The organism is Stagnimonas sp. FW305-C-60, from assembly GCF_058782965.1.
Map to the genome: position 1 here is coordinate 884,620 of NZ_JBYSYF010000001.1, position 22,327 is coordinate 906,946.

13 protein-coding genes are annotated in these 22,327 nt (G+C 67.8%); 6 read left to right on the top strand and 7 right to left on the bottom strand.

Annotation, left to right across the window (positions count from 1 at the left end):
• Window positions 1-19: 19 nt before the first annotated feature.
• The 5 genes from AC3WT6_RS04050 to AC3WT6_RS04070 form a co-directional block, all read right to left on the bottom strand.
• Complete coding sequence (locus AC3WT6_RS04050; protein ID WP_492652280.1) at window positions 20-3,688, bottom strand: choice-of-anchor U domain-containing protein; 3,669 nt, start codon at window positions 3,686-3,688, stop codon at window positions 20-22.
• Between the two features lie 226 nt (window positions 3,689-3,914).
• Complete coding sequence (locus AC3WT6_RS04055) at window positions 3,915-4,526, bottom strand: hypothetical protein (protein ID WP_492652281.1); 612 nt, start codon at window positions 4,524-4,526, stop codon at window positions 3,915-3,917.
• A 246-nt stretch (window positions 4,527-4,772) separates the two neighbouring features.
• A complete protein-coding gene (locus tag AC3WT6_RS04060) occupies window positions 4,773-5,135 on the bottom strand; it encodes a hypothetical protein (RefSeq protein ID WP_492652282.1) in 363 nt (120 codons plus the stop codon).
• A gap of 272 nt (window positions 5,136-5,407) precedes the next feature.
• Entirely contained in the window at window positions 5,408-6,409 is a 1,002-nt protein-coding gene (locus tag AC3WT6_RS04065; RefSeq protein WP_492652283.1) for a hypothetical protein, read from the bottom strand.
• Window positions 6,410-6,586: 177 nt separating this feature from the next.
• Entirely contained in the window at window positions 6,587-7,249 is a 663-nt protein-coding gene (locus tag AC3WT6_RS04070; RefSeq protein ID WP_492652284.1) for a response regulator, read from the bottom strand.
• A 73-nt stretch (window positions 7,250-7,322) separates the two neighbouring features.
• On the opposite strand from AC3WT6_RS04070, the gene AC3WT6_RS04075 reads away from it, so the two are divergent.
• The 5 genes from AC3WT6_RS04075 to AC3WT6_RS04095 all read left to right on the top strand — a co-directional run bounded on the left by AC3WT6_RS04075 (window position 7,323) and on the right by AC3WT6_RS04095 (window position 15,167).
• Window positions 7,323-9,734 (top strand): serine/threonine-protein kinase, encoded by a 2,412-nt coding sequence (locus tag AC3WT6_RS04075; RefSeq protein WP_492652285.1) that lies wholly within the window; start codon window positions 7,323-7,325, stop codon window positions 9,732-9,734.
• Window positions 9,731-10,375 (top strand): sensor histidine kinase, encoded by a 645-nt coding sequence (locus AC3WT6_RS04080; RefSeq protein WP_492652286.1) that lies wholly within the window; start codon window positions 9,731-9,733, stop codon window positions 10,373-10,375. The genes AC3WT6_RS04075 and AC3WT6_RS04080 overlap by 4 nt, the downstream gene beginning before the upstream one ends.
• A 159-nt stretch (window positions 10,376-10,534) precedes the next feature.
• Complete coding sequence (locus AC3WT6_RS04085; protein WP_492652287.1) at window positions 10,535-12,112, top strand: DUF1800 domain-containing protein; 1,578 nt, start codon at window positions 10,535-10,537, stop codon at window positions 12,110-12,112.
• Window positions 12,113-12,117: 5 nt separating this feature from the next.
• Window positions 12,118-13,404, top strand: coding sequence for a DUF1501 domain-containing protein (locus tag AC3WT6_RS04090; protein ID WP_492652288.1), 1,287 nt, complete (start codon window positions 12,118-12,120; stop codon window positions 13,402-13,404).
• Between the two features lie 53 nt (window positions 13,405-13,457).
• On the top strand, window positions 13,458-15,167 hold the full coding sequence (locus tag AC3WT6_RS04095; RefSeq protein WP_492652289.1) for a M14 family zinc carboxypeptidase: 1,710 nt from the start codon (window positions 13,458-13,460) through the stop codon (window positions 15,165-15,167).
• A gap of 61 nt (window positions 15,168-15,228) precedes the next feature.
• Here the strand turns inward: AC3WT6_RS04095 and AC3WT6_RS04100 are convergent, their stop codons facing one another.
• Complete coding sequence (locus tag AC3WT6_RS04100; protein WP_492652290.1) at window positions 15,229-18,609, bottom strand: M36 family metallopeptidase; 3,381 nt, start codon at window positions 18,607-18,609, stop codon at window positions 15,229-15,231.
• 276 nt (window positions 18,610-18,885) lie between these two features.
• Window positions 18,886-19,527: a TetR/AcrR family transcriptional regulator gene (locus AC3WT6_RS04105; RefSeq protein ID WP_492652291.1), complete on the bottom strand. Its 642-nt coding sequence runs from the start codon at window positions 19,525-19,527 to the stop codon at window positions 18,886-18,888.
• 232 nt (window positions 19,528-19,759) lie between these two features.
• Here AC3WT6_RS04105 and AC3WT6_RS04110 point away from each other — a divergent pair, with 232 nt between their 5' ends.
• Window positions 19,760-22,207 (top strand): hypothetical protein, encoded by a 2,448-nt coding sequence (locus tag AC3WT6_RS04110; RefSeq protein WP_492652292.1) that lies wholly within the window; start codon window positions 19,760-19,762, stop codon window positions 22,205-22,207.
• The last annotated feature ends 120 nt before the right edge of the window (window positions 22,208-22,327 follow it).

Below are 22,327 nucleotides of genomic sequence, written 5' to 3' on the forward strand. Positions count from 1 at the left end.
GAACGCGGCCTTCCGCCGCTCAGGGCTTGGCCAGCACCGCCGCCATCGCCACCAGCCGCTGCGCCTGGGCGCGCACCTCGGTGGCGTACAGCGCCGGGTCCACGTCCACGCCATTGCGCTCGATGCTGGTCGTGCTGGTGCTGATGCCGGAGAGCGCCATGGCACCCGCCAGCACGTTGGCGCCGATCTCGCCGGCCTTGCTGCCCCGGCTCTGGATGTCACGCACCGCCAGCACCGCGTTGCTATTGGCCAGCAGCGGCTTGACGGTGGTGAAGCGCACGAACTGGTCGCCATCGATCAGCACCTTGCCGCCGGCGTAGGTCTTGAGCTTGTCGTGGGGGGTCATCCGCACGAAGCCGGAGACGCTGAGCTGCAACAGGGTCTCGACCTTGGCGCTGTCGTTGCCGGTGATCTTGCCGAGAAAGCCCTTCACCTTGTTCGATTTCTGCTTGGCGAAGTCCACCATCACGTTGATGCGCGCGCCCGAGGCACCCAGCTCGCTCAGCAGCACGCCCTCGTCGGCCTCGCTGCCGCCGCCGCTGGCGATGGTCTTGGCGATGGAGCCGAACATCGCCAGCGCGCCGGCTGCCGTGTCGGTGGAGTTCTGGTACATCAGGTCGACGATCGACTGGCCGGCCGGCGCATAGACCGCGTACTTGGCATCCGCGCGCTGCAAGGCGAAGGGGGTGGGCTTGCCGCCCGCGTGCAGGCGTTGAAAGGCCGGGTGCGCCGCCAGCTCGGCGGCGGGGATCACCGGGTAGCGGGCCGCCAACTGCGCCTCGGCGTCGGCGCAGATCGCCTCGGTCATCGTCTGCAGGGCGTTGGCATCCACACCCAGCAGCTCGTAGGTGCTGGACACGAAGGCGTCGACCCGGCCCTGGCTGGGCTCGCCGAAGCCGGCCTGCGTTTCCGAGTTGGCGCTGGTCTCGGTGCCGAACAGCACGTTGCAACTGGTGATGGCGAGCTTGCCGATGCTGGCCGCCGAACCGGCGTTGGTGGGCTTGAGAACCTCCTTGGCCTCGGCGGCCGAGACTGCCGGCGGCGGAGTGGGGGCGGTCTCCTGCGCCGAGGCGCTGAACGCAAGGGCGAGACCGGCGAGGCAGAGCGAATGGGCTTTGTTCATGGCGGCAAGCGGGCGGCGGGGTGAGGAGCGCAGTGTCCCGGCCGGCCGCGCCGCCGCGTATCCCACGGACATGGGGGGGGTCCGCCGCCGGACGCCGAGTAGCAGCAGCGGCAGCAGCAGTGCCAGGTTGAGCGCGCCACCCTGGCTGGTGGTGACCACCACCGGCGTGGTCGGTGTCGGCGCCGAGGTCACGACGCCGAAGGGGTCGCTGATCTGCCCCGGCGTCGGGTCGGCATCACCGGCGCCGTTGTCCACCAGGGTGAATTGCAGCGTCTGACCATTCACGGTGGCCGGGAAGATCGCGCAGGTGCCGGCCACACACTTCACCAGTCCGCTCGCCGCCGTGCCGCTGGGCAGCGTGACGGTAACGGTGAGGCTGCCTCCGGGCGTGACCGCGCTGGCCTCGAAGGCGAAGAAGCCCAGGCCGTAGCTCGCCACCGGCGCGCTGCCCGGCGTGCTCACCGCCCGCAGGTTCTCCAGGCGGCCGGCGCTCAACTGCACCGCCACGCTGCGGCCGCTGGGGTCGGTGACGGTGCCGCCGCTGCCGGTATTGCCGCCGCCGGCATTGATGGTGGTGGTCTGGGTCTGCGTGTTGTTGTCTGGCACCGGGTCGCGCGGCTCGATCACCGTGGCCGTCAGGCTGATGCTGCCGGCCTGCGCCGGCGCGGTGAGCAGCACGCTGAGGAAGGCCTGCTCGCCACCGCTGAAGCCTGCCGCCTTCACGCAGCGGATTTCCTGCGAGTCGCCCGAGCAAACAAAGCCGTCCGCCGAGGCGCGGAAATCGCTGGCGGCGCTGCTCAGTCGCAGCTCCACCACCGTGTCCGGCGCCGAGGCGGTCTGCGCCGAGGCATTGCGCAGCCGCACCGCATAGCTCAGCAGCGTGCTGGCGGTGACCGGATCGGGGTCGTCGGTGACGCTGAGGCTCAGGTCCGCCGCCGCGCCTTGCTGGTCTTCCCGGGTCACGGTCGTAAAGGTGTCGCTGATGCCGCCGATGCTCAGCGTGGTGTCGGTGCGGGTGCGCCCGCTGCCCGCCGTGGTGTGGCGCACGCAGACCGTCGCGCCGTTGCCGATGCTGCCAGCGGCGCTGGTGAAGTTGCCGCCGCAGCCAATCGAGTACTCACCGCCCAGCACGCTGATCGGCGCCAGGGCATTGATGCCGGCCACGGTGATGCTGTTGGAGCGCGACTCGGTATTGAGCGCCGCGTCGCTGACATCGGTGAAGGTGAAGGCCTCCGGCGTGGTGTCGGCGACCGGCGCGCCGCCCTCCAGCGCCACCCGCCGCGCGTAGACGCCGAGGTCGCTGCCGTCCTGGCCCTCGCTGCGCCAGACCACAAAGCCATTGCCGCTGGCATCGAGCCCGAGGCTGGGCAGATCCTGCACGTCGTTGATGTAGCTGTTGAGTTGCACCTCCGGCCCAACCGCAACCAGGGCGCTGCTGAACTCGCGCAGGTACACGCCTTCCGGCGCGCGCATCTGCTGAAACGGGTTGCTGCTGCTGCTCGTGCCGCCATCGAGCGGGCAGTGGTAGGCGGTCAGCAGCCGGCCGTCGGCGAGGCGGGCCAGGCGCAACTCGCCCTCGCCATACAGCGGCCCGCAGGCCGAGACCTCGACACGCTCGCCGATCAGCACGCCATCGCTGCCATAGCGGCCGAGGGTGAAGTGCGGTGCCGTGGTGTTGCCCTGGCCGGTCGGGTCCTGCCGGTATTCGCCGTAGAGATATTCGTTGTCGCTGAGCCAGAGCGGGTTGTTGCCATTGACCACGCCCGTCAGCGTCACCCGCTCGCCCACCGGCGCGCCCTCCGCCGAGTACCGCTGCAGGCTCGACTGGCCGCTGCTCGACGAGCTGAACACCACGCCAAAGCCACCGCCGGGCTGGTGGCTCAAGCCCGCCAGATTGCTGTCGTCGCTGGCACTCACCGTCACCTCGCCGCCCTGCGGCAGGCCCTCGGCATTGAAGCGCTGGAAGCGCACCGTTGGCGACAGCGTGCTGTCGGCGCTGCGGCTGTTGGCGGTGTAGGCCACCACCAGATTGCCGTCGGCATCGCTGCTCACCCGCGCATTGGCAAAGCCGAAGTTGCCGCCGTTGGCGGTGTTGACGTTGATGGCGTCGGTGAGCGCCGCGCCATCCGCCGCGAACAGCCGCAGATACACGCCCGCCTGCCGTCCGCTCAGGCCGAGCTTCTGGCCGTTCCAGGCCATCGCGAAGCCGCCGGGCGTGGGCGCCAGGCTCGACTGCGGCGTCTGCAAGCTGGCCGCGCTGTTGCCGGTATCCAGCCGAAAGGCGTTACCGATGGCCGTGCCGTCGTTGGCATAGCGCTGCCCGTAGAGCCCGGTGCCGCTCGGGCTGCCGGAGGTCCAGGCCACCACCGCGCCGCCATCCGCCGCCACCGCCACGCCGATGGGGCTCTGAGCATTGGTGGTGTCGGTATTCACCCGGAACTCCGCCCCCGTCGTCGTCGCCGCCATCCCCAACGGAGCCGCAACAACCGCCGCCGCCAGCGCGGCCAGCCGCAACTGTCGATGGAAGGAGACGAGACGGGGACTGAGGCTGAGGTTGAGGTTCATGCGCACTCCGGGTGAGGCTCTTGGGGTGCGTGCAGGGTGGGGCGCTTCGCTAGTGGGGCCTATCCCATGAACGTGGTGGATGGGGGGCGATTGGCGCTTTCTGTGAGGGACGGCTCAGTGCCAGAAGCGGACGGCCGGAACACCGTCGCCCACCGGCGGCACTGCCGGAGCGGCAAAGCCGCGGAGGCTGGGACGTCGGGTGCAGGTTGTTTGGCGTCATTGGCGCCTACCCAAAAGGCCTACGATAGGCCTCGGATCCTTCGAATTTCACCTCGGCTTTTCGCTCAGGGTCGGCGAGCGGATGTCCGACCGACAGTTCTTGCATGTTGAGCCAGTGGCTCAGTTCAGCTAGACGCTTGATGTAGTCGGCCATCTCCGCGTACGTGACGGAATACGCGTGGAACCGAATGCCGTCTGCGTCGCACGCGATGAAAATTCCGTCGCCCCGATCAGTGCTTCCCTCCGGCTTGACGTATCGGCCGAGTTCCTGGTCGATGTGCTGCACTGCATGGCGAATTTCGCGAATCGGTGTCTGCTCGTCCACCGTGAACCGAGCGGCCTTGTTGATCCGGAGATTGTGATCCTCCGGTGCCCATCGGCCTAGTTGCGTGCGAAACGTCTCAGCGATGAGCATGCATCGATGCAATGCCTCGATGCAGCCCTCCCAGTGCGTCGACACCAAGATGAGACCGATTGGGGATCCATCTTTTACCGCCTGTTTGTGCAGTGAGATCGCTGCCTCGTATTCATCTGCTGCTCTTACGAGCAGGCGGACCATGTTGCGGAGCAAGCCAACTGCGGGCATCGAGCCGATGCCGCCTCCGATCAGCGAAGCCATGCTCAAACTTGCGAAAGTGTCTCGTGCGTTCTTCCGCAGCGCGGAAACGCTCGGCGCCTTCGGAAGCGGATGCCAAGGCTGGGCTGGTCGCATTGGGGACCTTCGGAAAATCCGGTCGAAGATGTGAACGAAGCCTCTCATGACGCCAAACGCCCGCCTTCAGCCGCGGATTTGACGACGCGAGGCGGCGGCAAATACGTCGGCTGGAAGACATGGTTGGGCGACATTCGTGCTCTCACGGGAAAGCTAGTCTTGAATCAACCATCGCGGTGGCAATTCGAGATCGAAAAGCATGTGCCCGTCTCGACATTCAAACGGGAGAAAAGCGTCGTGGTCCTCTGTGCCGTTTTGGTCTCTGCATCCAGCGTAGAAATCGGACATGAAGGTTATCGATGCGCCCCCACCGTTGCTATCGATTTCTATATCAGTCACTTCGAGCGACCCTTCGATATATGTGTAGCGTGCATCCTCCTGAATGTGACGATCTAGGAATGGACGAAAATCGGACTCGTGCTTCTGAATGAGCCTAATGGAAAGTGCCTGAAGATCTTCGTCGTCGCTCGGCGCAAACGGAATCCGCACCAATAAACGTTCTGGCTGACTAGACATCGTGACGCTCCCGTGTCGCCCAACAATAATTAGACCGCCGAAGTGCGGCGATTGATTGCTGCAAAGCTGTTGGCGAAAAAGAATTCTTCATTGGCATCAGTCCGTTTGAGCGAGCCGGCATCGAGGGCTCGCCGAGTTATGCCGCAGACCCCTCCGCGGATGATCAAGACTTCACACCCGCCTCATTTTTGCCGTCAAGAGCCAAGCAACGGCGATCGGTCGCTTTGGGCTGGTCATCGACCGACACAATGTGCCGCTTGCACTCAGCTCCTTCAGATCAACCTTGCTGTAGCGGACTTGGACTTCTCAGGGCTATCGGATCGCAATACTAGGTAGGCGAAGATTTGCAACAGATTGCTTCGAAGATGTATCCAGTCATCATTGATGAAAGGTGCATACAGCGCATCACCAAACCTGCTGCGGGGGTGGAAACTCATAATTCTCTTTTCGTAATCCTGCTCAAAATATCTCCAAGGCTCGGTAGGCTGGCCTAGAGTTTCGTTGAAGGTCCGATCAACCCAATCGCCGGCATCGTGTGTCGTCGGGCTCTTGATTCCTTCCTGTTTCAATACATCGAGCACCAAGCTGTGAGAAGCATCCAGCGCGATGAACATGACGAGCCCTGCCTCTTCACAGAACTCTCGGTGAGAGGCGAGCATGCCAGCCTTGATCAAACAGGCCATGCCGCGGAGTAGGCAATGATTATTTAGATCGATTGCGCTCCAAAAGGCCGGCTGTCGTTCGACGCTGTAGTCCGCATAGAACAGACTGTATTCGTCCGTGCGGTAAGCCTTAACGTCAGCGCCCCAGAACGGGGTTGCTTCATTGAACAATTCCTCGACTAGAGTCGAAATCTGCGCCAATGACTCTGGGCTGCTCAGGTCGAGCCAAACCGCATCAAGCACATAGAACTGTGAAGACGGATATAGCGATAGCTGCGGACCAAACTGGACCTCGCATAAAAGTATTGAGGCCCAGAAGCGCAGCTCATCAGGAGCTGCCCAATCCATCTCGGAATGCGGGAAATCCGAGTCCAGCTGATCGAACGGCTGACATCTCACTACCGTGAAGGCGATGTTCGTGTTCGCCGAATAAAGACAATCTTGCGAACTGATATTTCCACCCAGGTAATGGCCACGTGGGTTGAGAAAACGGAGTCGATATGCCGCCCGTTTGTAACTTCGGCAGGCCTCTTGCGGATCTACAAAGTGCATTCGTGTGATTTCTTCCCCAAGTTGCTGCGTTGCGCGGAGGTTGGTGACCATCTGCTGCATTGGTGCCCGACATCTTGAAGCTGGGATGTATTCACGAGCATTGACCGTTCGCCATGAGCTGCCTGTCGGCGTAGGCACTCTCTTTGTGAAAGCTTAAGAGGGTTCATGAAATCGCATCGCATCCGAATGACCGCAATGGGCTGGTACGCGACTGTCATGCTGGGACTACAAGCCCCCTCAAGCCAACCCCAAATCCCTAGCCGCAATCGCCGCCTCCGCGCGGCTGGCAATCGCCAGCTTGCGGTAGATGGCGCGCACGTGGTCGTGGGCGGTGTGGTGGCTCATCTCCAGGGCGCTCGCGGCCTGGGCCACCGAGTAGCCCTTGCCGATCAGCGACAGCACCTCGCGTTCGCGAGGGCTCAGCGGGTTGTCGGGGGCGGGGGCCTTGGTGGCGGCCGGTGGCGCGCTGAACTGCCGCAGCAGGCGCCGCGCGATCGCCGGTGACAGCGGCGGCTGGCCGCCGACCATGGCGCGCAGCATGTCGGCAAGCTGGTCCCGGGACTGCTCCTTCAGCACATAGCCCTGGGCGCCGCGCTTGAGGGCGGCGAACAGGTTCTCGTCGTCGTCGTAGATGGTGGCCACCACGCACAGGGCCGGTTCGGGCTGGGCTTGCAGCGGCGCCAGCAGCTCCAGGCCGCTGCCATCCGGCAGCTTCAGGTCGAGCAGGGCCAGGTCAAAGCGCCGGGCGGCGACCTCGGCGCGTGCCTCGGCGACGCTGGCGCAGGCGACCACGCTGGCGCTGGGGAAGGCCTCGGTCACGGCGGCGGTCAGCCAGGCGCGGGCGCCGGCATGGTCGTCCATGACCAGGGCCAATCGGGGGATGGCGATCGGGTGTTCCATCGCCGCAGGCTAGCCGAATCCCGCCCGGCACCGGAAACTGCCGCGCCACCCCACCGCCAGCCGCCGCGTCCCCATGTCCACCGATACCGCCTTGCCCGAGCAGATCGGCCCCTACCGCGTGCAGCGCCTGCTGGGCGAGGGCGCGATGGGCCGGGTGGTGCTGGCGCAGCAGCAGCAGCCGGAGCGCGCGGTGGCGCTCAAGCTGCTGCGCGGCGCGTTGGCGCTGCCGGACGTGCGCGCCCGCTTTGCCCGCGAGGCGCGCCTGCTGGCGCTGCTGGAGCACCCCAACATCGCGCGCCTGTACGCCGCCGATGTCGCCGACACTCCGCTGGGGCCGCAGCCGTACCTGGCGATGGAGTACGTGCCGGGCGCCGACCTGCTCAGCCACGCCCGCGCGCTGCCGCTGCGCGACAAGCTGGCGCTGCTGGTGACGGTTTGCAGGGCGGTGCACTTTGCGCACACACGCGGCGTGATCCACCGCGACCTCAAGCCCGCCAACCTGCTGGTGGATGCCCACGGCCAGCCCAAGGTGCTGGACTTCGGCATTGCCCACGTCATGGATAGCGAAGGCCAGACCTCGCTGACCCGCGCCGGCGAGGTGCTGGGCACGCTGCCCTACATGAGCTGGGAGCAGCTCGGCGGCGAGGCGGCGGCGCTGGACCCGCGCAGCGACGTGTTCGCGCTCGGCGTGATCGGCTACGAGCTGGTGGCCGGCACGCGCCCCTACCCGATGCCGGCGCTGCCCTCGCTGACGGCGGTGCTGGAGCAGCGCCGCAAGAGCGCGCCGCAGCGGCTGTCCAGCCATCTGCCGGAGGCGCGCGGCGATCTCGAAACCATCCTGCACAAGGCCATGGCCTTCGAGGCGCGCGACCGCTACGAGTCGGCCGCCGATCTCGCCGGCGATCTGCAACGCTATCTCGACTTCCGCCCCATCGAGGCGCGGCCGCCGACCGCGACCTATGTGATGTCGCGCTTCATGCGCCGGCATCGCGGCCTGTCCGCCGCCCTGGGCGTGGCGCTGCTGTCGCTGGTGGCGGCGAGCGTGGTCAGCACCCGCTTTGCCTTCAGCGAGCAGGCGGCGCGCCTGCAGGAGGCCGAGGCGCGCAGCCAGGCCGAGAGCCGCTCCGCCGAGCTGCGTGCGGTCAACCAGTTTCTGGAAGACGCGCTCGCCACGCCCGACCCGATGCTCGCCAGCCCGGGCGCGCCGCGCACGCTGGAAGGCTTTCTCGCCAACACCGAAAAGGTGCTGGCGACCGACCTCAGCGTGCCGCCGCTGGTGGCCGCGCAGCTCTACAAGACCCTGGGCAGCACCCAGCATTCGCTGGAGCGCTACCCGCAGGCGCTGGCGCTGTTCGAGAAGGCGCGCGAGCGTCTGGCCGCCGCGCCGCGGGGCAGCGCGCAGGAGCCGCTGCTGGGCATCGAGATCGAGGCGCTGTATGCCATCGCCAAGGGCGAGACCGGCGACCGCGACGAGGCCCTGCAAACCCTGCTCAAGCTGCGCGCCCAGTTGCCACCGGCCACCGGCGAGGCGCAGCGCCTGCGCATGGTGCTGGCCGGCCACATCGCCGATCAGCAACTGGCGCGCAGCGACTACCCGGCGGTGATCGCCCTGCTGCGCGAGGCGGTGGCGGAGAGCGAGACGACGCTGGCGAAGGACGATCTCTACACCCTGTTCAATCTCTACCGGCTGGCCTACGCCCTGCGCCTGGCCGGAAACAACGACGAGGCGGTGCGCCTGCAGCAGGGCCTGCTGGCGCGTGCGCGCGGCAGCCTCGGCCCGCGCCACCCGTTGACCGCCGCCACCCTCAACGAGATCGCGCTGCTGCAACTCAGCGCCGGCAACTTCGCCGAGGCGGAGACGGTGCTGCGAGAGCTGGGCGAGATCAATGTCGGCATCTACGGACCGCAGGGGCTGAGCACGCTGGCGGCGCAGGGCAATCTGGTCAACGCCCTGCTCAACCAGAAGAAGTGGGACGAGGCCACGGCCCTTGGCACGCTCAATCTGGAAGGCGCGCGCGCCGCGCAGGGCGTGGAGAGCCGGGTGGCGCTGATGGCCGAGCGCAACCTCGCGCGCGGCCTGGCGCAGACCGGCCAGGCGGCAGAGGCCGAGCGGCTGTTCCGGCACGCCATCGCCGGCCTGCCGAAGGTGATGGGCGACAAGCACCCGGAGCCGTTCAAGGCGCGCCACGACCTCGGCCAATTCCTGCTCGACCAGCGACGCAGCGCCGAGGCCCTGGCGCTGTACCGCCGGCTGCACGCCGACAGCGTCGCGGTGTTCGGGCCGGACAATTTCAATGTCGCGGTGTTCGAGACCGGCCATGCCCAGGCGCTCTACGACCTCGGTCAGCCGGAGGAGGCGCGCCAGCGCCTGGAACGCGCGCGGCCGATCCTGCTGAGCCTGCTCAAACCCACGCATCCGCGCGTGCAGAAGGCCGACGCCCTGCTTGCCAAGCTCGGCGCGCCGGCGACCGGGGCCGTGCCATGAGGCTGTGGAGGCCGCGCCCGGCCGCCACCGCGACCACCGCGACTGCGGGCGAAGACGCGGGTGCTGCCGAGGCGCGGGCGCTGCTGCGCGAGCGTCAGCGCATCTATCAGAACCTGCACGACGATCTCGGCGCCAAGCTGCTCGATCTGGTCTACGGCGCCGAGACGCCGGTGCAGGCCGACCGTGCGCGCGAGGCGCTGCAGATCCTGCGCGAGGTGGTCTCGCAGTCGAGCCGCGTCGCCGGCCCGCTGCCGGAGCTGCTGGATGTCATCCGTGCCGAGGTCGCGCAGCGTCTGGGCGCGCTGGGTGTGGCGCTGGATTGGCAGCAGGCGGCGCCCCTGCCCACGGTGGTGCTCGATCAGGCGCGGGTGCTGCACCTGTCGCGCATCGTCCGCGAGGCGGTGAGCAATGCCCTGCGCCACGGCCAGACCCGGGCGCTGCGGGTGCGCGTCAGCGAGCTGGCCGGCGAGCTGGTGCTGGAGATCACCGACTTCGGCCTCTACGACCCGCAACGGATCGGTGCCGGCCAGGGCACCGCGGGCATGCGCGAGCGCGCCGCCGAATTGCAGGGCGACATCCAGTGGGACGAAGCCACCCAGGGCGGCACCAAGGTGCTGCTGCGCTTCCCGCTGCACGCCTGAGCGGTCCGCCGGTGTCGGGGCACCGGCCCGCCACCTGACGATCCGCCTCTGGCGCGCGCCACCCGGCTGCGTTTCAATGCCGGCTGAATCGGTAGGCACGATTGTTGGGAGTCCAACCCGAGCCCGGCCCTCGGCCGGCATGGAACGCAGGCGGTGACCATGATGCAGCGCAGGAGCTTTCTTCAACTCGCCGCCTACTCGGCGCTCTACGGCGGCCTGCTGGCGGACCTCGGCCGCAGCGCCCTGGCGATGGAGCCCGGCGAGATCGCCGGCCCCGATCTCGACCTGCACCTGCTGCGGCGGATCAGCTTCGGCCCGACCCCGGCCAGCCTGGCGCGGGTGCGCGACCTCGGCCGCGCCGCCTACATCGAGGAGCAGCTCGGCGCCAGCGATCTGCTCGCCGAAACCCTCACCGCCGCGCTCTATCCGCTGATCAACACCACCGGCTCGGCCATCTACCTGAGCACCGGCGCCGGTTTTGTGGTGAACATCCACCAACTGGAGCTGCAGAGCGCGATGCTGCACCGCGCGCTGCTGTCCAGCGCCCAGCTGCACGAGGTGATGGTCGATTTCTGGAACGACCACTTCAACACCTATATCCGCAAGAACCCGGTGCCGATGAAGATCGACTTCGATCGCAACGTCATCCGCGCCAATGCCCTCGGCAACTTCAAGACCCTGCTGAAGGCCTCGGTGCGCAGCGCCGAGATGCTGCACTACCTCGACAACTGGCTGAACCGCAGCGGCCAGATCAACGAGAACTACGCCCGCGAGCTGCTGGAGCTGCACACGCTGGGCAAGGGCGGCGGCTACAGCGAGGCCGACATGAAGGCGCTGTCGCTGATCCTGAGCGGGCTGGGCTTCGTCACCGACCTGCCGCTCAGCGCGCTCGCCTACGGTACGGTGCAGTTCAACGCCAGCCAGCACGACGGCAGCGCCAAGAGCTTCCTGGGCGTGGAGTTCCCCGCCGGTGGCGGCGAGGCCGAGATCGACCGCGCGCTGGATCTGATCCTCGCCCACCCCGGCACCGCCCATTTCATCGCTACCAAGCTCTGCCGCCGCTTCGTCGCCGACACGCCGCCGCCGGCGCTGGTGGAGCGCGTCGCCACCAGCTTCACCGCCACCGGCGGCGACATCAAGGCGATGCTGCGGCTGATCCTCAACTCGGCGGAATTCGAGGCCAGCGCCGGCGCCAAGCTGAAGCGCCCGCTGGAGGCGATGGTCGGCGCGCTGCGCGCCTGCGGCATCAACCAGGTCGATCAGCTTGCCAACACCAATCTGTTCGGCATTCCGGTCGCGGCGCCCAATGGCCTGCTGTTCAATTCACTGGTGCAGGCCGGCCACGAGCCCTTCGGCTGGGTGCCGCCCAACGGCTACCCGGACAGCGCCGACTACTGGGCCAACAGCAACACCATGCTCTACCAGCAGAAGTTTCTGGTCGGGCTGGTGGAAGGGATCAGCTACAGCTATCTGCTTGCCGACCCGATCAGCTTCCTGACCCTGGGCAACAGCGTCGCCACCGGCGTCACCCGCGCCAAGACGCCGCGGCAGGCGGTCAGCAACGCGGTCGCCAATCTGCTGTTCACCCCGCTGCCGGAGGCCGCCAGCGCCGCCGCGCTGGCCTTCGTCGCCCAGGACGCCGATCCCGACGCCGAGATGACCAACACCGAGCTGGAGAAGCGGGTGAAGGGTCTGGTGTTCGTGCTGCTGGCCTCGCCCTGGTTTCTGCTGAGGTAGCCCTGATGCTCTCCCGACGCGCCCTGCTCACCCTGCTGGCCGCCAGCGGCACCGCGGCCTGCGGTTCCCGTCCCGGCGAAACCACGGCCCCCACCGCCGCGCCCCAGGCCGCCACCGGCGGTGGCACTGCGACCTCCTCCGGTGTTACCTCGACCACCTCCACAGGGGGCGCGACCACGGTCGGCAGCGCTGCCAGCGCCAGTCCGCACACCCTGGTGGTGGTGTTCCAGCGCTTCGCCGCCGACTGGCTCAATCTGCTGGTGCCCTACGGCGATCCCGACTACGCCGCGCTGCGCCCCAACATCAAGGTCGGCAGCCCGCTCGATCTCGACGGCTACTTCGGCCTCAATCCCGGCCTCGCCGCGCTCAAGCCGCTGTACGACAGCGGTCGCCTGGGCTTTGTCGCTGCCACCGGCTGGGTGCCGCAGGAGGCGCGCGACCGCTCGCACTTCTTCGCCCAGTCGATCGCCGAGGCCGGCGCCCGTAGTGGCGCCTACGGCGGCTGGCTGGCGCGGGTGATGCTGCGTGACAGCCACGACAGTACCTGGGCGGCGCTGGCCGCCGAGAGCGCGGTGCCGGCCAGTTTCCAGGGCTATGCCGGCGCCATCGCGGTGCGCAACTTCGCCGACTACCAGCACGGCTCGGTGATGGGCGATGCCGCCACCGCGCTGATCGAAACCATGGCCGGCCTGGCCGGCGCGCCGGGCGAGCGCATCCGCCAGCTCGCCGAGGGCATGCGCCTGCTGCAGGCCTCGCCGCCGCCGGAGCCGACGGTGAGCTATCCCGCCACCAGCCTGGGGCAGGGGCTGAAAGTCGCCGCGCAGGCGATCCGGGGTGGTCTGGCGCCGAGGGTGATCTCGGTGAGTTCCGAGGACGACTGGGATACCCACGTCAACCAGGTCAGCCGGCACGCGGCGGCGCTGCCGAACTTCGCCGGCGCGCTGCGCGCCTTCCACGACGATCTCGGCGAATTGATGGACGGCGTGACCCTGGTGACCATGACCGAGTTCGGCCGCAAGGCCAGGGAGAACCTCGGCGGCACCGACCACGGCACCGCTTCTTCCATGCTGCTGATGGGTGCCGGCGTGCTCGGCGGCCGTGTGCATGGCCAGTGGCCGGGGCTGTCGGCCGGCGCGCTCTATCAAGGCGAGGATCTGGAGCCGACCACCGACTTCCGCTCGGTGCTCGGCGAGCTGCTCGCCGGGCGCATGGGCCTGAGCAGCGAGCTGCTGGAGGAAATCTTCCCCGGTGGCTACGCCGCGCCGGCCAACTGGCGGGGCATCCTGCGCTGAGGCTGGGGCTCGGCTAACCTCCGGCATCGCCTGATTCCGGAGCCTTTGCCGCCATGACCACGCCCGCCTCGCTGACCACGCTCGCCGAACGATCCGGCTACCGGCTGACCGGCCGCTACGACGAGGTCGGCGCGCTGTGCCGCGCCTTTGCGCAGTGCTGGCCGCAGGCCGCGCGCGCCTTCAACTTTGGCCATACGCCGGAAGGTCGCGAGCTGCACGCGCTGGCGGTCTCCACCAGCGGCGCGCTGACGCCGGAAGCCGCCCGCGAGCGCGGCCTGCCGGTGCTGCTGGTGCAGGGCGGCATCCACCCCGGTGAGTGCGACGGCAAGGACGCCGGCTTCGCCGAACTGCGCGAGCTGCTCCAGACCGACAGCCCGCTGCTGCGCGACTTCCTGCTGCTGTTCGTGCCGGTGCTCAATGCCGACGGCCACGAGCGCTTCAAGGCCTGGAACCGCCCCAACCAGAACGGCCCGGAGGAGATGGGCTGGCGCACCACCGCGCACAACCTCAATCTCAACCGCGACTACACCAAGGCGGCGGCGCCGGAGATGCAGGCCCTGCTGCGCCTGCTCAATCACTGGGACCCTTTGGTGTACATGGACCTGCACGCCACCAATGGCGCGCAGTTCGAGCACGATATTTCGATCCAGGTCGAGCCCATCCATGTCGGCGAGCCCGGCCTGCACGCCGCTGGCGTGGCGCTGCGCGATGGCATCCTCGACCGGCTGGCCGCCAAGGGTTCGCTGCCGCTGCCGTTCTACCCCTCGCTGGTGGAGGCCGACGACCCCGCCTCCGGTTTCGTGGTCGACGCCTACGCGCCGCGCTTTTCCACCGGTTACTGGGCCTGGCGCAACCGCTGGACGGTGCTGGTGGAAACCCATTCCTGGAAGGACTACGCCACCCGCGTGCAGATCACCCGCAACAGCATCCGCGCGCTCTGCGAGCTGGCGGCGGTGGAAGGCCGCGACTGGCTGGCGCGCGCGCAGGCCGCCGATGCCGCCGCCAGCCGGCTGGGCGGCGAGCGGGTGGCGCTGGACTACCAGAACGGTGCGCGCACGACGCTGATCGACTTTCGCGGCTACGCCTACACGCGCACGCCCTCGGCGATCTCCGGCGCGCTCGCCACCCGCTACGACGACCAGCAGCCGGCGATCTGGCGGGTGCCGCTGAAGGATGTGGTCGAGCCACGGCTGATCGAACGCGCGCCCAATGGCGGCTATCTGGTGCCGGCCGCCTATGCCGACTGGCTGGCGACCCAGCTGGAGCTGCACGGCCTAGCCTACCGGCGGCTGAGCGAGGCGCGCGCGGAGCTGGCGCTGGAAACCTTCCGCGCTAGCCGCCACACGCTGTCGGCGAAGACCTACGAGGGACGCACCAAGCTGGAGCTGGAAGGCGTCTGGCAGGCCGAGATCCGCGAGCTACCGGCCGGCTCGCTGTTCGTGCCCATCGCCCAGCCCGGCGCGCGCCTGCTGATGAGCCTGCTGGAGCCGATGAGCCCGGACTCCTACGCCGCCTGGGGCTATTTCAACGGCTGCTACGAGCAGGTCGAGTACATGGAGGGCTATGTCGCCGAACAGGTGGCCGAGCAGATGCTCGACGAGGATCCGCTGCTGGGCGCGGAGTTCAAGCGCCGCCTGGATTCCGACCCGGCCTTCGCCGCCGATCCCGAGGCGCGGCTGGAGTTCTTCTACCGCCGGCACCCGTCCTGGGACGAGCGCTACGGGCTCTACCCGATCTACCGCTGCGCGCAGACGCTGAGCTGAACGACGGGCAAAAAAATCCCCGGCGCACAGGCCGGGGATCGGTGTGTCGCTGGCTGTCGGACTAGCCCAGCCGTCGCCGCCGGAACAGGCCCGTCAGCAGCAGGGGTAGCAACAGCAGCAGGTTGAGCGAGCCGCCGCCGAAGCGGCCAGTCTGACTGCCGCCACCGGAGCCGCCACCGCCGCTGGTTCCACCGGAGCTGGAGCCGCCGCCCGGGTTGTCCACCTTGCAGACGAACTCGCTGTAGTCCTCGATCACGCCGATGTGATCGGTGCTGGCGCGTGCCGGCGACACCGCGTTGAGGCCGGCGCCGCGCTTGGCAAAGCCCTTCGAGCATTCCTGGTAGTCCTGGAAGTCGTTGGCCAGCGCCACGCTCAGGATCGCGTCGCGTGCCTCGGTGTAGGTCGCGTCGGCCGGCGTCATCTTGAAGCCGCCGATGATGTAGTCCTGCATCCGCTTCTGCGCCTCGGCGAAGCTGTGGCGAGGATCGTTGAGCAGGCCCACGTAGCACTCCCAGACCATGTTCGCCCAGATCTCGCCGGCGTTGTGCACCTCCGAGTTGATCGAGCCGTCGCCGCCGTCCGGGGTCGGTTCACCATCGGCGATGTGCTTGAAGGTGAAGGCGTTCTTGGCGAAGTCGGTGGAGTAGGGCGCGCGCCGGATGCCGTAGAAGTAGCTCTGCGTCACATAGGTCGCGCCCGGGTAGGCGCCCTGGTACTGGTCATTGCCAGCCACCGCGCGGTCGTTCTCCCGGGTCGAGAGCATGAAGGCGTTAATGTCGCCCCAGCCCTCGCTCATGCTGTCCGCCTGGTTGTTGCTGGAATCGGTCAGGCGGTGGTGCACGTAGTGGAAGTACTCGTGCGCGATGATCAGGTTGTCGAGCGTGCCATCGAGGTCGATGGTCGGCTCGCGGACCATATGCACGCTGACCTCCTGGCCGGCGGCGATGGCGTCCATGATCTTCTGCCCGTCGTCGCGCTTGATGACCGCGATCGGCACTTGGTAGACGTAATTGGTGGGCTGCACCGGCGCGTCGATGGGGATGTCGCCATTGGCGAGATAGGGCGGCGGGCCGTCGCCGTTGTGGACCAGCAGCACCGCCGAGGCGCCGGACTCCACGGCCCAGCGCACCTTGTAGGAGCCGGGGCAGCCGCCGCCGCGCACGATCACCGCGATCTTGCCGAGCAGGTTGGGATCGGGTTGCGGTACCGGCACCGCCACCGTCGGCGAGCCCACTACCGGCAGCGCCGGACCGGCGGGTGTGGCCAGCCCGGTGCAGCCGTCGTTGGTCGGGTCGAACTGGTCGTTGCCGACCGCCGCCACGCCGCTGTAGTCGTAGGTCTGCGGGCCGTATTCGACGGCGTTGAAGGCGATCTTGCCGATGCTCGGATCGGAAGTGACTTCCACGCTGCCCTTGATCAGGCCGTTGAACAGGTACTGCTGCATCACCGGCGAGCTGCCGTCCGACGGTGTGGCCATGTTGGCGTTGTTGCGGCCAGAGCCATCCTGGCCCTGCGCCAGCAGCGGGTCGCCTTCGACGCCGCCGCGACCGTAGTTGCTGGTCTGGGCGTTGCCAGCCACCTCGTCGAAGCCGTGGTCGTACCACCAGTCGTGCAGCCAGTTGACGGTATAGAACATGCTCACCACCGCCGCGTTCTTCGCGTTGTCGGTGCTGGGGTCATCGAAGGCGGCGATGGGGTAGTCGAAGCTGTTGGCCCCGGTGGTCGGCGCGCGCGGCTCCAGGCCTTCGACACAGGAATTCACTGGCGGCGGCACGGCAATTGGCACGCCCTGCAGGTCGTACTGGTCGATGCAGGCGTCGCTGTGGTTGCCGGTGGTCTGGGTGGCGCCGTCCGGCAGCCAGGGATCGCCGTTGGCAATCGGCCCGCTGACCAGGGTGATCAGGTTGGCGCTGGCACTGACGGCATTGACCGGCGCGTTCGGGTCGCTGAACGGGAAGGGGATCAGATCGTTGCCGGTCGGCTCGTCGTAAGGCTGGTGGATGCCCTCAGGATCGGCGAACACGCGATAGCTGTAGGCACTGGCGTTGGCGCTCAGGTTGTCGCGGTGCAGGATCGTGCCGTCCAGGCCGGAGACCACCAGCGAGTAGGCCAGCAGGCCGCCGCCGGCGGCGCGGTGACGTACGAACAGCTCCACCTCGTAGGCCGGTTCCAGACGACCCGCGCGCGGGTAGTAGACCGGCTTGGCGCGCGGCGCGCGCTCGAACACGAAGCGGCTGCCCAGGCTGGGGGTGGTGTAGAGATCGAAGCCGGCTTTGCTGCCGGTGCGCAGCAACTGCCCGACCGGCAACTGGCCGCCGAAGCTGGCCCAGGCGGCGGCGATGGCCTGGGCGGCGCTGCGCTGGTAGCGCAGCGACTCGCTGGCGGCGGCGTCGTAGTCGGTGGCGAAGTAGCCGGAGCTGGCAATCGGCTGGCCCTGCCTGTCGAGCAGCACATTCAGGCCGCGGTGATAGACCTCGGTGCCCTTGACTCGCTGGCGGAAGCGCACCACGGCCGGGCCGTCGCCGTTGTAGCGGGCGTCGTAGGCCTCGGCCTCGTCGATCATCGCTGCGCTGAGCTTGAGCAGCTTGGCCTCGCTGCGCAGGTGCGCGCGGGCACGGGCGATCAGCAGTTCGCGTGGGGCGAGCGCGCCGACCGCTGCGACCGGCGCGTCCTTGCGTGCCCAGAGGAAGCTGGGCAGGCCGAGGTCCAGATCAAAGATCGGCGACTGATGGCGGCCGCCGAGGCCGCTGGCCGGTGGCGCGCTGCGGCGTGCGCTGGCCTCGTGCAGGAACTGGTCGAAGTTGGGCAGCCGGTACTGGTCCGCGGCGTCGAATCCGCCGACCGCGCCGGCCGAAGGCACCGTGGAATTGGCCAGCGCCTTGCTCGACGGCGCCAGGCATTCGGCGGCCTTCAGCACCTTGACGGTGAGCGTCGCGTGGTAGTCGGTGGGCGCGCTGGCGGTGAAGGGGCAGACCACCGCGGTCAGGGTGCCGCTGGCCGGATCGTTGAGGCCGACGGTTTCCTGCGGATCACCGCCGTCGCTGGAGCCCAGCGCGGTGGTGCCGCTGTACACCGACAGCGCCAGGTCAGGATCGCTGACCAGGCCGCCGGGCACCGGCGCGCCGGGTGTCCAGGTGATCTGGAAATCAGCGGTGACGTGGTTGCTCTCGTAGAGGCCGTCGGGGATCACCAGGTTGATGTCGTGGCTGTCGTCCGGGCCGGCCGGCAGGCAGGCGGTGCCCACGCCACCGAGGCTACCGACGCTGCCGGCGCCGGAGACCCCCGGCAGGGCGGTGCCGGTCCATTCCACGACGATGGTCTCGCCAGGAGTGCCGGTCACCGTCACGTCCTGAGACGCGGGTTCGGAGGCGAGGGCGCTGCCGAGGACGCCAGCCAGACCGAGGCTCAAGGCGGCGCGTAGGAACAATTGGCGGAAATGCATGAACTCACCCGACGAAAGTTGGACGGCGCCAAACAAAGCCCGGCATTCGCCGGCTTTGTCGATGGCGCGTCAATATTTGGTTTTGCCGATGTCCACGATGGCCGAGGTCGCCTGTGAAGCGCCACGGCAGCCGCGCCGGAACTGGTGCAGCGGACCCCTCAACAACGCAGCAGCGGCGGTCCTGATGACAGGATCGTCATGTCATTTGACGCGGATTTCGGAATCCGGCGGCCAGGTCCAGTCCGGGGCGGTATCGGCTGGCGCTTCCGGGGGAGCTTAGGCCTGGGAGGTTTCCGGCGCCTGGGCCTGCAGACCCTGCCACATCAGCCGCACCATCAGCTCCACCACCACCTCCTTGGGCAACTGCGGCTGCGTCAGCCACCACTTGGCCAACTGCTCGCCGGCTCCGGACAGGGCGTGGGCGTAGGCGAGCAACGCGGTGCGGTCGTTGTTGCGGGTGACGCCAGTGAACAACTGGGCGATGCCGTCGACAGTGGAAAAGCGCAGCCTCGCGGCTTCCTCGGCCGCCGGCCCGGCGACAGCCACGCCGCCGGCGAACAGCAGTCGCCAGGACAGGCGGTTTTGCTCGACGAAATTGAAGTAGCCGTTCACACCAGCGCGCAGGCGGTCTTCCAGCCGGCTGTAGTTGCCGGCATGGGCCAGCTGACGGTCGAGGTCGGCGCGCGCGCGCCGCAGGCAGGCCAGGTAGATGCCGTCCTTGGAGCCGAAGTGGTTGTAGACGATCGGGCGGGTGACGCCGGCGGCGCTGGCGATGTCCTCCATCGAGGTGCCCTGGTAGCCGTGGGCGATGAACAGCTCCAGCGCCACGTTCAAGAGCTGCTCGACGCGATGCGCCTTGGGCAGGCGCACCAGGCGGCCGGCCTTCTTCTCTGGCGCTTTTTGCGGGGTATCGGACATGAGCTAGGGGAGATGCAGCGAGGGAAGTGGTAGGCAGTTAGCGCACGCGTGGCATCCCGGTTGACCCGCGGCGTTGCTCTCTAATCCTGGAGCGTACGTCAGGTTTTGGCCTGCTGTCTTGGCCGCTGTCCGGCAGGCGGTGCCGGCCCGACGAGCGCTTGTCGGCCGCCGGAGCGGGCGCCTAGACTCGCTGTAAATACAAATATCAACAGCCCTTCTTAGGGGAGAACCCATGCGTTTAGCGCTTAGTGCCGGCCTCGTAGCCGCCAGCCTGGTGGCGTTTGCCGCCGTGACCCGACCGGGCGGTCATGTGACGGCCGGCGACTATGTGGCGGTGCCGGAGAACTACTGGCCGGCCGCCGGTCAATACCCGGTTCCGGCGACGCCCTACCGCCACACCCTGCGCTCGGTGACGCTGGAAGACCTCGACGCCCGTCAGTTGCTGCCGCTGGGTATCTACAAGGGCACGCCAGAGCTCAACGCCAATCGCGCCTGGTACGAGCAGAACTTCTACGCGACGTTGGCCGCCAAGAAGGTCTGGCCGGACGGCGGCCAGCACTGGTTCGCGAAATGGCAGGGCGAGCGGCCCTGGGGCTTCGCGCCGATCCCGCAGGCGGCACCCCCGCCCTGCGACCAGCCGCAGCCGACCGGCTACGACGCCGAGTCCTGCCGCTACGTGAACTCGCTGTTCACCGAGCTGGCCGCCAGCGATCCGGCCAAGGCGCAGGCGGCGCGCGAGCGCGTGCGCCGTGGCCGCGATGTCTGGTTCAAGGGCACCTTCGGCAATCAGGACGAGATCTACCTGCACTTCTCGCGCACCACGCCGAACGGCATCAAGGACATCTGGTACCCCTGGCTGGACACCCGCGAGCGCAAGCAGCGCTTCACGAAGTACGGCGTCATCAACGACCCCGACTGCACCGAGGGCGATGCCTCCACCAACTATTGGGACAAGTGCCCGGACCCGCACTCCTCCGGCGTGCTCGGCTATCGCAAGTACTACGCCGACCCGCTCAAGGACGAGAGCGGCAAGGTCGTGTTCGACCCGCAGACCGCGCCCTACGAGGCCGATGAGCTCAAGCACAACAAGCGCTTCGTGATCGGCCATCCCTGCGTGCAGTGCCACGTCGGCTTCGACCCGACCCATCCGCCGGCGAATCCCAACGAACCGAAGTGGGAGAACTTGAGCGCCACCATCGGCAACCAGCACATCAACCAGCCGACCATGTTCTTCCAGGGCGCACCGGAGGATTCGCTGGCGCGCATCGCGCTGCAGGCCGGCCGGCCCGGAACCATCGACACCTCGCTGGTGGCGAACGACTTCCAGAACAATCCGGGCACGCAGAACAACATCATGGATTTCCAGAACCGGCGGGTGTTCAAGAACCGGATGAAGGATCCGGTGACCGGCGAGATCCGCGAAGGCCTGACCCAGCACGTGCTCAAGGGTGGCGAGGACTCGGTGGGCGATCACCTCGCGCTGATCCGCGTCTACGTCAACATCGGCATGTGCACGGAAGAATGCTGGACGCCGAACTTCCCGACCCCGGGCAGTTTCTTCGGCGACAAGGCCAAGCAGAAACCTTTCCGCATCGCCCAGTGCGCCAAGGACTGCGAGCCCTGGAACTACGCCGACGCCAAGATGGACGATCTCGCCGCGTTTCTCGTCACCGGCGGCCCGACCTATCTGCTGCAGGCGCAGGAGGTCGATGGCAAGCCGGGCAGCCAGTTTGTCGATCTCGCCCAGGTGCCGGCCGGCCGCAAGGTCTTTGCCCGCGAATGCGCGGCCTGCCACTCGACCAAGGTCGCACCCGAGAACGTGCGCGGCGACCGCGAGGCGCTGGCCCGTTTCTACCAGGGCCATGTGTTCGGCAAGGAGGACTACTGGCAGTACGAGTTCAGCGAGGCCGAGCGCAACAGCCCCGAGTTCGTCGCCCAGTATCTGGTCAAGGACGCCAAGACTGGCGCCCTGCGCCCCAAGCAGTTCACGGCCGAGGCCAGCAATGGCGGCGGCGTGTTCGGCCAGGACTGGCTCGGCAACGACGAGCCGACGCCGTTCAACATCGTCGGCACCAATGCCTGCCGCGCGCTGCACGACAACCACAACGAGGGCCACATCTGGGAGGAGTTCTCCTCGCTGGACTACAAGGAGCGGCCCTCGCCGGGCAGCATGCCCAGGGTGGTCAATCGCATGATTCCGCTGCTGGGCGGCATGAAGTTCGGCGAGCAGGAGATCAGCGGCGGCCCCGGCTATCTGCGCAACATCTCGCTGCTGTCGGTCTGGGCGACCGCGCCCTTCCTGCACAACAACGCCATCGGCGAGATGCCGCGCCTGCCGGACGGCACGCCCGATCCCTCGGTGGCGGCGCGCATCCAGGCCTTCGAGCAGGCCTTCGACGAACTGCTGCGTTCCGACAATCCGAATGATCCCAACGCCCGGCCGCAGAAGATCAGCGTCACGCCCATCGACTTCTGGCTGGCGCCGCGCGAGGACGGCCAAGGGCTCATCAAGCTGCCGGTCTCGAAAGGCACGCCGATTGCCAACTTCGCCAGCGCCAATCCGCACGCCCCGCTGTTCATGAAGTGCGACGACCCGGTGGAGAACAAGGGCCACCAGTTCGGTGTCTCGCTGTCGGCCGAGGACAAGCTGGCGCTGCGCGAATTCTTGAAGCTGATGTGATGCGGCCAGCATCCGGCGCGCCCTTTTCCTCCCCCCGCGAGCGGGGGGGCCATTGGCCGGGGCGAGGACTGACATTGGTCAGTCCTCGTTTAGCCAATCGCGAGAGGGGGGCGGTTCCGC

Coding starts and splice junctions, on each gene's coding strand:
- AC3WT6_RS04050 (WP_492652280.1), bottom strand. CDS start 3,688: ATGAACCTCAACCTCAGCCTCAGTCCCCGTCTCGTCTCCTTCCATCGA.
- AC3WT6_RS04055 (WP_492652281.1), bottom strand. CDS start 4,526: ATGGCTTCGCTGATCGGAGGCGGCATCGGCTCGATGCCCGCAGTTGGC.
- AC3WT6_RS04060 (WP_492652282.1), bottom strand. CDS start 5,135: ATGTCTAGTCAGCCAGAACGTTTATTGGTGCGGATTCCGTTTGCGCCG.
- AC3WT6_RS04065 (WP_492652283.1), bottom strand. CDS start 6,409: ATGCAGCAGATGGTCACCAACCTCCGCGCAACGCAGCAACTTGGGGAA.
- AC3WT6_RS04070 (WP_492652284.1), bottom strand. CDS start 7,249: ATGGAACACCCGATCGCCATCCCCCGATTGGCCCTGGTCATGGACGAC.
- AC3WT6_RS04075 (WP_492652285.1), top strand. CDS start 7,323: ATGTCCACCGATACCGCCTTGCCCGAGCAGATCGGCCCCTACCGCGTG.
- AC3WT6_RS04080 (WP_492652286.1), top strand. CDS start 9,731: ATGAGGCTGTGGAGGCCGCGCCCGGCCGCCACCGCGACCACCGCGACT.
- AC3WT6_RS04085 (WP_492652287.1), top strand. CDS start 10,535: ATGATGCAGCGCAGGAGCTTTCTTCAACTCGCCGCCTACTCGGCGCTC.
- AC3WT6_RS04090 (WP_492652288.1), top strand. CDS start 12,118: ATGCTCTCCCGACGCGCCCTGCTCACCCTGCTGGCCGCCAGCGGCACC.
- AC3WT6_RS04095 (WP_492652289.1), top strand. CDS start 13,458: ATGACCACGCCCGCCTCGCTGACCACGCTCGCCGAACGATCCGGCTAC.
- AC3WT6_RS04100 (WP_492652290.1), bottom strand. CDS start 18,609: ATGCATTTCCGCCAATTGTTCCTACGCGCCGCCTTGAGCCTCGGTCTG.
- AC3WT6_RS04105 (WP_492652291.1), bottom strand. CDS start 19,527: ATGTCCGATACCCCGCAAAAAGCGCCAGAGAAGAAGGCCGGCCGCCTG.
- AC3WT6_RS04110 (WP_492652292.1), top strand. CDS start 19,760: ATGCGTTTAGCGCTTAGTGCCGGCCTCGTAGCCGCCAGCCTGGTGGCG.